The organism is Arthrobacter sp. NicSoilB11 (assembly GCF_019977375.1).
Classification (GTDB): domain Bacteria; phylum Actinomycetota; class Actinomycetes; order Actinomycetales; family Micrococcaceae; genus Arthrobacter.
Genome location: NZ_AP024657.1, coordinates 3664323 through 3676827 on the forward strand (window position 1 = coordinate 3664323; position 12505 = coordinate 3676827).

At 66.3% G+C, this 12505-nt stretch carries 11 protein-coding genes; 5 read left to right on the plus strand and 6 right to left on the minus strand.

Features of this window, described 5'->3' with window-relative positions; genetic code table 11:
• Positions 1–34: 34 nt before the first annotated feature.
• Complete coding sequence (locus LDO14_RS17085) at positions 35–1051, plus strand: asparaginase (RefSeq protein ID WP_018768992.1); 1017 nt, start codon at positions 35–37, stop codon at positions 1049–1051.
• Between the two features lie 40 nt (positions 1052–1091).
• On the plus strand, positions 1092–1469 hold the full coding sequence (locus LDO14_RS17090) for a sterol carrier family protein (RefSeq protein WP_018768993.1): 378 nt from the start codon (positions 1092–1094) through the stop codon (positions 1467–1469).
• Between the two features lie 40 nt (positions 1470–1509).
• On the opposite strand, the gene LDO14_RS17095 is transcribed toward LDO14_RS17090, so the two are convergent.
• From LDO14_RS17095 to LDO14_RS17105, 3 genes are read right to left on the minus strand one after another with little or no spacing between them, the layout of a single operon-like run.
• A complete protein-coding gene (locus LDO14_RS17095; protein WP_018768994.1) occupies positions 1510–2271 on the minus strand; it encodes an SDR family oxidoreductase in 762 nt (253 codons plus the stop codon).
• A 13-nt stretch (positions 2272–2284) separates the two neighbouring features.
• Positions 2285–3028 (minus strand): aspartate/glutamate racemase family protein, encoded by a 744-nt coding sequence (locus LDO14_RS17100; protein WP_018768995.1) that lies wholly within the window; start codon positions 3026–3028, stop codon positions 2285–2287.
• 27 nt (positions 3029–3055) lie between these two features.
• On the minus strand, positions 3056–4624 hold the full coding sequence (locus LDO14_RS17105; protein ID WP_223992644.1) for an NCS1 family nucleobase:cation symporter-1: 1569 nt from the start codon (positions 4622–4624) through the stop codon (positions 3056–3058).
• Positions 4625–4934: 310 nt separating this feature from the next.
• Here LDO14_RS17105 and aceE point away from each other — a divergent pair, with 310 nt between their 5' ends.
• From aceE to nboR, 3 genes are all read left to right on the plus strand, one after another.
• The gene (aceE, locus tag LDO14_RS17110) at positions 4935–7676 is read left to right on the plus strand and encodes a pyruvate dehydrogenase (acetyl-transferring), homodimeric type (protein ID WP_223992645.1); all 2742 of its coding nucleotides are present in this window, start codon (positions 4935–4937) and stop codon (positions 7674–7676) included.
• Between the two features lie 178 nt (positions 7677–7854).
• A complete protein-coding gene (locus LDO14_RS17115) occupies positions 7855–8772 on the plus strand; it encodes a nitronate monooxygenase (protein ID WP_263422484.1) in 918 nt (305 codons plus the stop codon).
• Positions 8773–8806: 34 nt separating this feature from the next.
• Positions 8807–9457, plus strand: coding sequence for a nicotine blue oxidoreductase (gene nboR, locus LDO14_RS17120; RefSeq protein WP_223992647.1), 651 nt, complete (start codon positions 8807–8809; stop codon positions 9455–9457).
• 13 nt (positions 9458–9470) lie between these two features.
• Here nboR and LDO14_RS17125 read toward each other — a convergent pair whose 3' ends face one another.
• From LDO14_RS17125 to LDO14_RS17135, 3 genes are read right to left on the minus strand one after another with little or no spacing between them, the layout of a single operon-like run.
• Positions 9471–11042, minus strand: a complete 1572-nt coding sequence (locus LDO14_RS17125; protein WP_223992648.1) for an HNH endonuclease signature motif containing protein — start codon at positions 11040–11042, stop codon at positions 9471–9473.
• A 49-nt stretch (positions 11043–11091) separates the two neighbouring features.
• On the minus strand, positions 11092–11742 hold the full coding sequence (locus tag LDO14_RS17130) for a uracil-DNA glycosylase (RefSeq protein ID WP_056391385.1): 651 nt from the start codon (positions 11740–11742) through the stop codon (positions 11092–11094).
• The gene (locus LDO14_RS17135; protein ID WP_056391387.1) at positions 11739–12479 is read right to left on the minus strand and encodes a HEAT repeat domain-containing protein; all 741 of its coding nucleotides are present in this window, start codon (positions 12477–12479) and stop codon (positions 11739–11741) included. The genes LDO14_RS17130 and LDO14_RS17135 overlap by 4 nt, the downstream gene beginning before the upstream one ends.
• Between the last annotated feature and the right edge of the window lie 26 nt (positions 12480–12505).

Consider the following 12505-nt stretch of genomic DNA (forward strand, 5'->3'; position numbering starts at 1 on the left):
GGGCTTCTGCGGGGCTGGCCCATAGACTGGCAGTATGCCGCATAATCCGCATGCCACCTTCACTGTTGACTCCGCCGTCGAACTGGCCGTGATCGAACGCAGCGGCTTTGTGGAGTCGCGGCACATCGGTTCCGCCGTGCTCCTGTCCGCCGACGGCTCGGTGGTCACCGAACTCGGAGACATCAACACGCCCATCTTCGCGCGGTCCACGCTCAAGCCGTTCCAGGCATTGGCCGCCATGCAGTCCGGGGTTCCGCTGCGGGGCGCGCAGGTGGCCATTGCCTGCGGAAGCCACACGGGCTCCCTGGACCACATGGACGTGGTGGCGGGCATGCTCAAGGCCGCCGGAGTCCGTGAAGACCAGCTGCAGTGCCCCGAGGCCTGGCCGCAGGATGAAACGGCCCGGAACTGGCTGGTGCGCTCCGAAAAGGGCAAGTCGCGGCTGGCGTACAACTGCTCCGGAAAGCACGCCGCTTTCCTGTGGGCCTGCACGGAAAACGGGTGGGACACGCACAGCTACCTGGAGCCGAACCACCCGCTGCAGCAGCGCGTGCGCACCGTTGTGGAGGAATACACGGGTGAGAAGATCGCCCACCTGGGGATCGACGGCTGCGGCGCCCCCGTGGCGGCTGTCTCCCTGAAAGGCCTGGCCAGGGCTTACTCCCAGCTCGCCAAGGCTCCCGGGGACCAGAGCTTCAGCGCCAGGGCCGCCACCATCGCCACTTCGATGCTCGATTACCCATGGGCGGTACAGGGCCGTGGCGAGGCCAACACCCTGGTGATGGACGAGCTGGAGATCATCGCCAAGATCGGGGCAGAGGGGGTGCTGGCCATGGCCACTCCGCAGGGCGTGTCCGTGGCCGTCAAGATCCTGGACGGAAACATCAGGGCCACCTCGCTGGTGGCCCTGACGCTGCTCGCCGCGGCGGGGGCCGTGGAGATCCCGGGAGTTGCCAGCGCCCTGGAGCAGGTTGTGGAACCGGTGATGGGCGGCGGACGGCCGGTAGGAAAGATCCGCCTGGGCCCCGCTGTTTCCGCCCTCCTGGACTGACACCCCTTCCCACACCAGACATCAAAGGAAGGCTGACCGCATGGCCGTAGCCCGCCGTCGTATTGACGTCCAGCAAGGCAAAGCAGCACTGAACGCATGGCTGGAAGCTGCCCAGCCGTCGTCGGACGCTCCCTTGCCGCGAACCGTCCTGGCCACTGCCGTCAGGTACTCGCTGGAGGAGCTGACGGCGCGTGCACCGGGAAACTCCGTGGAGGTGCGCGTCCCGCCGTTCGGCGTCACCCAGTGCGTTGAGGGCCCGCGGCATACGCGCGGCACCCCGCCCAACGTGATTGAGTGCGACGCCGCCACCTGGCTTGCGATGGTGACGGGACAGATGGAGTGGGCCGACGCAGTCAGCGCCGGAAAGGTGGCCGCGTCCGGGCTGCGGGCGGACCTGTCAGCCCTGCTGCCCCTCTAGCCCCTCCGGCCCTTCGCGCTGCTCCGGCCCGGCAGAAGCCTTAGCCGCGGCCGATGAAGGGCATGCCCGCAGCGGTGACCACTACTGACCCCACGCTGGCCGAGGCCGGCATGTTGGCCATCATCAGTACTGCGCGGGCCGCGTCCGCCACCGGAAACATGGGCTCCACCTTGCGGCTGCCGTCTGCCTGCAGGGCCCCCGAGCCGACGCCGATGGTGTCCATGATGTCGGTGGCGGTGTTGCCGATGTCGATCTGCCCGCAGGTGATGCCGTAGCCCCGGCCGTCCAGTTCGATGCTCCTGGTCAGGCCTGTCATGGCATGCTTGGTGACCGTATAGGCCACCGTCCGCGGCCGCGGTGAATGCGCCGAGATGGAGCCGTTGTTGATGATCCGGCCGCCCTGCGGTTCCTGCGATTTCATGGTCCTTACCGCCGCGGCGGCGCACAGCATGGACCCGGTGAGGTTCACGGCAAGGGTGGCGTTCCAGTCTTCCAGGCTGATCTCATCCACCCCGGCGGCGGGACCGAACACGCCGGCATTGTTGAACAGGACGTCCACCCGCCCCCACTTCCGGCGCGCTGCCTCGAAAAGCCGTTCGACGTCGTCGCGCCGGGTGACGTCGCACGGCACCACCAGGGCCTCCGCGTGGCCGTCCGCCGTTTCAGCAAGTTGGGCCTCGCGGCGGCCGGCCAGCACCACGCGATAGCCGTCGGCCAGCATCTGCCGGGCAACCTCCCGGCCAATGCCGGAGCCGGCCCCGGTCACTACGGCGACGCGTGCTGTGGGAAGGGAAGTGGTCATGCGGTCTCCTGGCCTAAAACTGCGCCGGCACGGCCGGCTTGTTCAGCGGCCAGCCTATGACGGTCTTGGGACGCGGCGCAGCGAAGGTCCGCACCTTGGAGGTGGAAAGGCCCATCCGGACCAGCGATTCGGCGATGGTTACGGCCGAGGCCACACCGTCCACTACGGGAACGCCTGCCCGTTGCCGGATCTGTTCGTCCAGCCCCGCCATCCCGCCGCAGCCAAGGACAATCACCTCGGCCTTGTCCTCAGTGACGGCCAGCATGGCCTGGTTGATGATTGCCTCAACGGCGCGTTCCGGTTCCTCCTCGAGTTCCAGGACCGCCATTCCGCTGGCACGGACGGAAGCACATCTTGCGTCCAGGCCGGCCAGCTTCAGCCGGTCCTCGATGAGGGGAACCGTCCGGTCCAGCGTGGTGACCACCGAGTATTTGTGGCCCAGGAACATGGCTGTGCCGGCGGCAGCCTCGGTGATGTCGACCACCGGCACGTCCAGCAGTTCCTGGAGCCCTTCCCTCCCGTGCTCGCCGTAGCCGGCCTGGATGACGGCGTCAAACGTTCCCGGGAAGGAGGTGACGGCGTCCATCACGGCGATGGCAGCCAGGTAGCTTTCGAAGTTGCCTTCGCAGGAGTCCGCGCCGAACCTCGGGGTGATTCCCACGATTTCCGTGCCGGGAGCGGCAACACTGCGTGCCGAGGCCGCGATGGAGTCCGTCATTGATTGCGTGGTGTTTACGTTGGCGACAAGTATGCGCATTGGGTAGGTCCTTGGCTTGTGACTGGCTCAGTGGGTACTGACGACGGCGATGGCTTCCCCGTCGTGGTCGTCCAGCCTTTGGTTGCGGTCGGCGATGAAGAAGTACAGTGCCGCCGCAATGCCCGCTGCGAAGAACCAGGCGAAGGGTGCCGCGGCAGCCAGTGCCGGTACGAAGGCGATCAGCAGGGCAAGGACGGCGGCCGGAACCATGGCGATGACCGCCCGGGGGTTGACGCCCTTCCTGTAGAAGTACGCGCCCTCCGGTGATGCCGTGTAGAGCTCCGGGACGTTGACCTTGCCACGGCGGATCAGCCAGTAGTCAGCCATGACGACGCCGAACAGCGGGCCGAGCAAGGCACCGAGGCCGCCCAGGAAGTACACGATGACCAGCGGGTTGTTGTAGAGGTTCCAGGGCAGGATGACCAGGCCGATGGTGGCGGAGACCATTGCTGCCTTGCGGAAGTTCAACCGCCGGGGGAACAGGTTGGTCAGGGCGTAGACAGGGGCGACGAAGTTGGCCATGAGGTTCACTGCGATGGTCAGGATCAGCAGGGCAAGGCACGCAAGGACCAGGAAGAGCGTGTTGGGGATGGTCTGGACGATATCCGAGGGGCTCTTGATGATGGTCCCGTTGATTTTGAACTGGCCACCGGCCATGACCACCACGATGGCGCCGAACACGAGCATGTTGATGGGGATGCCCCAGAAGTTTCCGCGGACCACGGCCTTCTTTGAGACGGCTGAGCGGGTGAAATCGCAGAAGTTCAGGACGAAGGTGCCGTAGATCGAAACCCATAGGGCGCCGCCGGCGAAGATCGTGAGCCACATTTCCGGCCCTTCCAGGGCCTTGTTGGAGGACCAGGCGATGCTTCCGCCGGCTTCCACGAAGATCCAGACAGCCATTGCGGCCATGGTGGCCAGGATGACAGGGCCGGCGAAGGCCTCGTATTTGCGGATCATCTCCATGCCGAAGCTGACGATGACCAGCTGGACCACCCAGAGGGCCACGAATGCCATCCACCCCAGCGTGGACAGCCCCAGGAGGGAGTCCTGGTCCAGGTCGTGGAGGCCCGGGAACATGGCCACGAGCATGACGCGGAAGACAACGGACGCCAGGTACGTCTGAATGCCGAACCAGGCCACGGCCACCGCGCCGCGGAGGAGGCTGGCGATCTGGGCGCCCCTGATGCCGAAGCTGATGCGGCTCATGACCGGGAAGGGGACGCCGGTCTTCACCCCCATGAAGCCGGAAAGGGTAAGGAGGCCGAACAGCAGCGCGGCACCAATGCCGAGTGCCATCAGGATCTGCCACCCGCCCAGCCCCAATGCGAACAGCCCGATGGCGAAGGCGTAGTTGCCCAGGCTGTGCACGTCATTGGCCCACAGGGTGAAGATGCTGTAGCTCGTCCAGCTGCGGCCTGCGCGTTTGGTGGGGGCAAGGTCTGCATTGTAGAGGGAAGGGCTGATGCTCTTGCCGGAAGCCGCGCTGGCCGATTCGCACAGGGCTTCAACGCTGCCGGCCGGGTGGACCGGCCCGGCTGACGGCGCTGTCAGGTCCAGGTCCGCGTCAACGCCCGCCGATGGAGGGGTTTGCATAGGGGTCTCAATTCTTTGGTGGATTCCGTGTGGTGAGGCCGACCTCGGGTCGTTTCTGTTATTCCACATTGCGGAATCAAGATATTGAATAGTGAAATAAGAGTATGACCTGCGTCACGGGAACGTCAAGCAATGCCGGCATGGGCGGCAGTCACAAACCGCTTCTTCCTCCCGGCCTGCGCACTCTGCGGGCTCAGGGGCACCGGTCGCATTGACCATACCCCCGCGTCTGACTAATCTCATCTAGCAATAATGTTTTCTCGTAATATGAAAACTCAAGCCGAGCATTCGAAGATGAAAAGAGGCTGCCGTGGCTGCAGGAGAAGATACCTCCCATATCCTCAGCGGGTTGACTAACCAGCTGCCTGATCGTGATCCGGAAGAGACTGCCGAGTGGGTTGAGTCCCTGGATGCGTTGATCAGGGAACAGGGCACCGAGCGTGCCCAATACATCATGCGGAGCCTGCTGCAGCGCGCCGGCGCGCAGAGCGTCGGGGTGCCGATGGTGACCACCACCGATTACGTGAACACGATCCCGGTGGACCAGGAAGCCCAGTTCCCGGGCAACGAGGAGTACGAGCGCCGGTACCGGGCCTACATGCGGTGGAACGCCGCCGTCATGGTCCACCGGGCGCAGCGGCCCGATATCGGCGTCGGCGGGCACATCTCCACCTACGCCGGTGCCGCGACCCTGTACGAGGTCGGGTTCAACCACTTCTTCCGCGGCAAGGACCACCCCGGCGGCGGGGACCAGGTCTTCTTCCAGGGCCACGCCTCCCCCGGCATGTACGCCCGGGCGTTCATGGAAGGACGCCTCTCCGAGGAGGACCTGGACGGGTTCCGGCAGGAAAAGTCCCGCGAGGGCCACGCCCTGTCCTCCTACCCGCACCCGCGCCTGATGCCGCACTTCTGGGAATTCCCCACCGTGTCCATGGGCATCGGCCCGATGAACGCGATCTACCAGGCCCAGAACAACCGGTACCTGCACAACCGGGGCCTGAAAGACACCTCGGACCAGCAGGTCTGGGCGTTCCTGGGCGACGGCGAAATGGACGAACCCGAATCCCGCGGCCTGCTGCAGCTGGCGGCGAACGAAAACCTGGACAACCTGAACTTCGTGATCAACTGCAACCTCCAGCGCCTGGACGGGCCGGTGCGCGGCAACGGCAAGATCATGCAGGAACTCGAAGCGTTCTTCCGCGGCGCGGGCTGGAACGTGATCAAGGTCGTCTGGGGCCGGGAATGGGATGACCTACTCACCCGCGACACCGACGGGTCCCTGGTGAAAATCATGAACGAAACCGTCGACGGGGACTACCAGACCTACAAGGCCGAATCCGGCGGGTTCGTCCGCGAACACTTCTTCGGCAAAACCCCGCAGACCAAAGACCTCGTCGCGGACCTCACCGACGACCAGATCTGGAACCTCAAACGCGGCGGCCACGACTACCGCAAGGTCTACGCAGCCTACAAAGCCGCCACCGAATTCAAGGGCAAACCCACCGTCATCCTCGCCCACACCGTCAAGGGCTACGGCCTGGGACCGCGGTTTGAAGGCAGGAATGCCACGCACCAAATGAAGAAGCTGACGGTCGAGGATCTCAAGGACTTCAGGGATTACCTGCGGATCCCCATCTCGGACGAACAACTGGACGCCGACCCATACCGGCCTCCCTATTACCACCCGGGCCTGGATGCACCCGAGATCGCCTACCTCCTTGAACGGCGGCGGGCGTTGGGCGGATCGGTTCCCGAGCGCCGCAGCCGATACAGTGCTGTGGAGCTTCCGGATGAAAAGTCCTACGAGGTAGCCAGGCGGGGTTCTGGCAAGCAGCAGGCCGCCACCACCATGGCCTTCGTCCGCCTGCTCAAGGATTTGCTCCGTGACAAAAAGTTCGGGGGCAGGATTGTGCCCATCGTGCCGGATGAATCACGCACGTTCGGCATGGATGCGTTCTTCCCCACCGCGAAGATCTACAACCCCGAGGGCCAGAACTACCTCTCCGTGGACCGCGACCTGGTCCTGGCCTACAAGGAATCCCCCGCCGGGCAACTGATCCACCCCGGCATCAACGAAGCCGGCGCCGTGGCAGCCTTCACCGCAGCCGGGACCTCCTACGCCACCCACGGCGTGCCCCTGGTCCCGGTCTACGTGTTCTACTCCATGTTCGGCTTCCAGCGCACCGGCGACGCCTTCTGGGCCGCAGCAGACCAAATGACCCGCGGCTTCATCATCGGCGCCACCGCAGGCCGGACCACCCTCACCGGCGAAGGCCTCCAGCACGCCGACGGCCACTCCCCCCTGCTCGCCTCCACCAACCCCGCCGTGCTCACCTACGACCCCGCCTACGGCTACGAAATCGGCCACATCATCCGCTCCGGCCTCGAACGCATGTACGGGCCGGACTCAACGGACAAGAACGTCATGTACTACCTCACCGTGTACAACGAACCCATCGTCCAGCCCGCCGAACCCGAAAACCTCGACATCGAAGGCGTCATCAAGGGCATCTACCTGCTCGCACCGGCAAAGATCGACGGCCCCCGCACCCAGATCCTCGCCTCCGGCGTCTCCGTGCCCTGGGCCATCGAAGCCCAGCGCGTCCTGGCCGACGACTGGAACGTCTCCGCCGACGTCTGGTCCGTCACCTCCTGGAACGAACTGCGCCGCGACGGCCTCGCCGCCGAAGAAGAAGCCTTCCTCAACCCCGGCCAACCCGCCCGCACCCCGTTCGTCACCCAGCAACTCGAAGGCGCCACCGGCCCCATCGTCGCCGTCTCCGACTACATGAAAGCCGTCCCCGACCAGATCCGGCAGTTCGTCCCCAACGAATTCGCCACCCTCGGCGCCGACGGCTTCGGCTTCTCCGACACCCGCGCAGCAGCGCGCCGCTACTTCAAGAACGACACCCACTCCATCGTGGTGAAAGTGCTGCAAATGCTGGCGGCGAGGGGCGAGGTTGAGGAAAGCGCGCCGTCGTATGCCCTGGACCGCTACAAACTCCTGGACGTCAACGCCGGCACCACCGGTGGCGCGGGCGGCGACGCCTGAGACGGGGAACCGCGCCAAATTCCGGAGGCCTTTGGGCCTATTGACGACGGTGCAGCTGCGGTCTGTACTTGCCCTGTAAGCCAGTCCCTGTTGTGTGAAGGAGCAGCGGTGGAGTCCGATGCTGCGGACGTCTTTTTGTAAACTCCTCGGAATTGACTACCCCATCATGCAGGCGGGAATGGGGCTCTTCGGGAGCGATGCAGCACTGGCTGCTGCTGTTTCCAACGCAGGCGCTTTGGGCAGCCTCGGCGGTGCACTTCGCACCGCCGAGGATCTTCGCGGCAGCATCCGGCGAATCCGGGAGCTCACCGGGCGGCCTTTCGCGGTGAACTTCACCCAGCCCTGGCTGCAGGGCCACCCCGAGTCCTTCGACATAGCTGTGGAGATGCAGGCGCCTGTGATTTCCATGGCGCTGGGCGATCCGTACGGATTCCCGGCAAAGGTGCATGCAGCGGGTGGCCTTTTTGTACAGCAGGTCCACACTGTCCAGCAGGCCCGGCTGGCTGCGGACCGCGGCGCGGACGTGATCATTGCCCAGGGAGCTGAAGCCGGCGGGTTCGGCGGGAGTATCTCCACGTTGGTCCTGGTGCCGCAGGTGGTGGATGCGGTGAATCCCTTGCCGGTTCTGGCTGCGGGTGGAATTGCAGACGGCAGGGGCTTGGCGGCTGCCCTCATGCTGGGCGCCCAGGGAGCCAATATGGGGACGCGTTTCCTGGCGTCGACAGAAGCATCGATCAGCGAAGGCTGGAAACGCTCCCTGGTAGCCGCCGAAGCCCAGGACGCCGTCAAGGTGGAGGTCTGGGACGATATCTTCACGAAACCGGGGAGCGGTGCCTTCGATGTGGTTCCCCGCGCCCTGCGGACCCCTTTCATAGATCAGTGGCAACCCAACCGGGCTGGAGCGGTGCAGCAGTCGGCCCGGCTCCAGGAAGATATTGGAACGGGAATCCGGGAGGGGCGGATGGAGGAGTATGTACCATTCACCGGCCAGTCCGCGGGGCTGGTCAGCAGCATTCTCCCGGCCGCAGGGATCGTGCAGGAGCTCGTGGCTGGAGCCGTTGGCGCATTGCGGCGTGCCCGGGAACTTGGTGTGTAAAAGGCCACCGCCTCGGAAGCACTACAGTGCAGCTATGACGAGCATGGATGCCCGCGGAACGGAATCGGCTGGCCCCAGGGTGACGGGCATTGTGCTGGCAGCCGGAGGCGGGACACGGCTGGGTTTGGGCCCCAAGGCCCTGTTGCCGTATCGCGGTCGGCCACTGGTTGAGGCCATCGCAGGCAGGCTGCTCGACGGCGGTTGCCGGGAAGTGGTGGTGGTCCTGGGGGCTGGAGCAGCTGATGTTGAGGCTGCTGCCCGTTTGGACCAGTGCCGCGTGCTGACCAACGTGGAATGGCAGTCAGGCATGGGCAGCTCCTTCCTGCTCGGGAACCAGGCCGCGGCTCCGCAGGACCACCTGCTGGTTGCGCTGGTGGACCAGCCGGGCCTGACCTCCGAAACCGTGGAGCGGCTGCTGGACCGCCACCGCCCCGGACGGATTACCGCTGCCGCCTACCGCCGACGCGACGGCCCCGGCGAGGGCGGGGACGCTGAACTCCAGCGCGGCCATCCCCTGCTCATCGACGTGACCCTGCGGGAAGCGGTGTGTGCAACAGTGAAGGGCGACGCCGGCGCACGCGGCTTCCTGCGGGCGCATCCGGAACTGGTGGATGAGGTGGATTGCAGCGACCAGTCAACGGGTGAGGATGTGGATACCCCGGACCAGTTGGGGCTTCTCCGTTAGCAACCGAGGGTGGTCAGGCATGGGCGTGCAGGAACTTCTCAAGGGCATCCTCCCAGGGGGACGTGCCGTGGTGAACGATGTCGATGCTGCCCGGCTGTGGGCGTTCCGGCCACCTTGGTGGTTCCCAGTCCTGGTGTTCGCTTGTGTAGTGGCGGCCGGTGGGCGAGGTCCAGCCCGGTGGTTCGTTCGTGCTGGCCGGGGTGGGTCTCCAGCCGGTGGTGTGCCGGAGCCGGTGGTGCTTCGGGCAGGGCTGTCCCAGGTTGCTGATGCCGGTGGTGCCGCCGTGGTGCCAGGCGAGAAGATGGTCGGCCTCCGTGTCCAGGGAGGTGTTGCTGCAGCCCGGGAACGGGCATTTCCCGTCCCGCATCCGCAGCCAGGCCCGCATCGCCCTGGGAACCCGGTAACTCTTCCGGCCGATCTCCAACGGCGCCCCGTCCCGCGGGTCCACCAACACCCGGTAAAACGAGGCCGCCCCGTCCGCGACCAGTCGCCGCGCCATCGACGCCGGCACCGGACCATACCCATCCAGCATCGCCGGCTCATCGGTCAGGCCCATCAGCGCGAACACCGGAACCGTAACCAGGACCTCGGCGCGGACCGATGGCGACTGGTGGCCAGTTCCCGATGCGGCGCTATCAGTGCCACCGGCACCGGCGCCCGGCCGCGCAGCAGCCAGGGCGCCGGCAGTGGCACTGGCACTGGCACTGGCACTGGCACTGCTGAGACTGGTGCTGCCGCCCCGGGTGTCGCCGCTGCCGAGGATCGCTGCGGCGAAACTGTCGGCCCGCAGCTGGGGCATGGTCCTGTCCTCGGCCGGCCCCTGCAGGCCCCGTGCGGCAGCGGTGAGCCGGTTCCAGCCGGACATGGCCTGGTCCGCGGGCAGGTACGCGCCCAGCCACGCCATCCCGTCCCGGTCCGGCCGGAACTCCACCCGCCGCTCCGCCACACCCCTGGCGTGCCGCTTCTCGATCGATTCGGCGTGGTGGCGTTCCCGCCAGGTCCGGGCCTTGACCCGGAACCGGTGCGCCGGCAGTTCCCCAACCGGGCACCCCCTGGCCGGGGGAAGGGCGTCCGGGTCCGGTGTATCGGGTGGCAGGAAATGCGCCTCCAACGCCGCCGCCCCCGCCACATCAAGGCTCGCCGTTTCGTCGGCCATCACCAGCGCGTGCTGCCACGACAGGGTTCCGGACTGCAGCGCCTCCAAAGTCCGCGGCAAGGAAACAGTCAGGGCGTGGGAGGTGGCCAGGAACGACGCCGCCGCCCGCGGACCCAGGGCCAGCACGCACCCGATCTCCGCCGCGACCGCCATTTCCTGCGCCACCACCGGCACGTCCGGCCCCGCCACAGCATGCGCAGCCTCCGCGTACGCCACCGCAGCCTTCGCCTTCACCCCCGCAACCCGCGCCTCGACCTCCCGGGCCCCGGCGAGGATGTCCAGGCACCCATCCGCCAAACCGGCCAGCGGATCAGAAACCGCATCAGCATCCGCGAACGCCTCCAGACCCTCCCCATCCACCTCAGCCTGAAGCACAGCAAGGGCAGCACGGATCTCCTCGAACGCCCTCACCACCGCCGCTTTCCCCATAAACCCATCATGGCAAGGGGGTCCGACATTCTGGCCGTGAAGAGTCAGGTCAATCCTGCAGCCTTCCCTCAAGCAACTCCTCGAGTCCCCGCTTGAAGCCGGACCGGCCGCCATGGGCAGGATGCCGGATCTTAGGGGCAGCCAGGCCGCTGCGCTGCAGGCTGTGCTGGGCCACATTTCCCACTGCCACGATGGAGCTGATCCCGAAGATCTCCGCGAGCTCCTGCCAGAAGGATGTTCCGAGCTTGGTTTCCGAGGGTTTTGGTGTGCGGTTGGACAAGGGCTTGCCGGGCTGGTGGGGGTGCCAGGGGAAAGCACTCCAGAGCAGCGGTACGATGTCCACTTCTTCGAGGACTTGCCACAGCACCGTTGCAGTAGGTTCGGCGGCTATTCCCGCGGCGTCCGGCGGCAGCACATAGCCTTTGCCGGGGCCGAAGAGTCCAAACCTGTTGACGGGACCTTCGATGATGGTCCTGTTGGTGAAGGGCACGCCCGTGATCCGCATGCCCCTAAAGCCCGGGGCCTCACCCACCAGCAGTACCCTGGGCCGCCGGTCCAGCATTTCCTGCAGGTAGATCTCAAGGTTGCGCCGGCGCAGCTCATTCGCCGGGACGGAACGGTTGAAGAAGTTGTTGCAGGCCGGCCCGGCCTCGACGGCGGCCAGCCGCTCAACGAAGGCTTGAATTGCTGGCGCTGTCATCCGCCGGAGTGGTCCAGGACCGCCGCAACGCGTTCCGCTGCCGGTGCGTCCGCGCGGGACAGCCGGGCTTTCCGAAGGTTTTCGCGCACGATCCAGCGGACATCCTTGTCCTGGCTGGCTGCCCACCGCTCCAGCCGCGCGAAGCCCAGGGCAGGGGAAGCGGCCGCGGCAACGCTCCAGCAATAGCCGAGCCCCTGGCGCAGCACGCGGAATTGATCCAGCTTCCGCGATTCCGGGCCGGTTCCTTCGACCGACGCCGTGATCCGGTCGAGGGTTTCCACTGCCTTGGCTGCATCTTCCGGTACGCGGAGCAGCCGTGGTTCGCAGACCCCGGCTGCAAGGGCACGTTGGACCAGGGGCTTCCCGTCCACCCATTCCCTGGCCAACGCCCACAGTGCCCGCATGTCCGCGTCTCCCAGCCGCTGCAGGGCCATGGCAACACCTTCACGAACCCGCCAGCGCCCGTCCTCCGCCATGACCCTTAGTGTTTCCGCGGCGCGCTGGTCACCCGCGGCAAGCAGGCGGCCGAGGCCGACAGCAGCGCACATGGCAAGGTACTCGTCCGGACTGTCAACGAGCCGTCGGATGAGGCCGGGATCCGCCACGTCGGCGAACGCCGCAACCAGTTCAAGGTTGCCGCGCGGCCCCGGCAATCCTGACTCGGCGCGGAGGTACGCCTCCCATTGCGCCGACGGCAGCGCTTCCAGGACCGCCCGGTAGTCCGACGTCTTGGTCATCGTTCAACTCCCTGCCGCCCACAGGT

What these genes read in the sequence shown, in the direction of transcription:
- LDO14_RS17105 (WP_223992644.1), bottom strand. Translation starts at nt 4,624, where the DNA reads ATGCAAACCCCTCCATCGGCGGGCGTTGACGCGGACCTGGACCTGACA.
- LDO14_RS17100 (WP_018768995.1), bottom strand. Translation starts at nt 3,028, where the DNA reads ATGCGCATACTTGTCGCCAACGTAAACACCACGCAATCAATGACGGAC.
- LDO14_RS17095 (WP_018768994.1), bottom strand. Translation starts at nt 2,271, where the DNA reads ATGACCACTTCCCTTCCCACAGCACGCGTCGCCGTAGTGACCGGGGCC.
- LDO14_RS17115 (WP_263422484.1), top strand. Translation starts at nt 7,855, where the DNA reads ATGGGGCTCTTCGGGAGCGATGCAGCACTGGCTGCTGCTGTTTCCAAC.
- LDO14_RS17085 (WP_018768992.1), top strand. Translation starts at nt 35, where the DNA reads ATGCCGCATAATCCGCATGCCACCTTCACTGTTGACTCCGCCGTCGAA.
- nboR (WP_223992647.1), top strand. Translation starts at nt 8,807, where the DNA reads ATGACGAGCATGGATGCCCGCGGAACGGAATCGGCTGGCCCCAGGGTG.
- LDO14_RS17135 (WP_056391387.1), bottom strand. Translation starts at nt 12,479, where the DNA reads ATGACCAAGACGTCGGACTACCGGGCGGTCCTGGAAGCGCTGCCGTCG.
- LDO14_RS17130 (WP_056391385.1), bottom strand. Translation starts at nt 11,742, where the DNA reads ATGACAGCGCCAGCAATTCAAGCCTTCGTTGAGCGGCTGGCCGCCGTC.
- LDO14_RS17125 (WP_223992648.1), bottom strand. Translation starts at nt 11,042, where the DNA reads ATGGGGAAAGCGGCGGTGGTGAGGGCGTTCGAGGAGATCCGTGCTGCC.
- LDO14_RS17090 (WP_018768993.1), top strand. Translation starts at nt 1,092, where the DNA reads ATGGCCGTAGCCCGCCGTCGTATTGACGTCCAGCAAGGCAAAGCAGCA.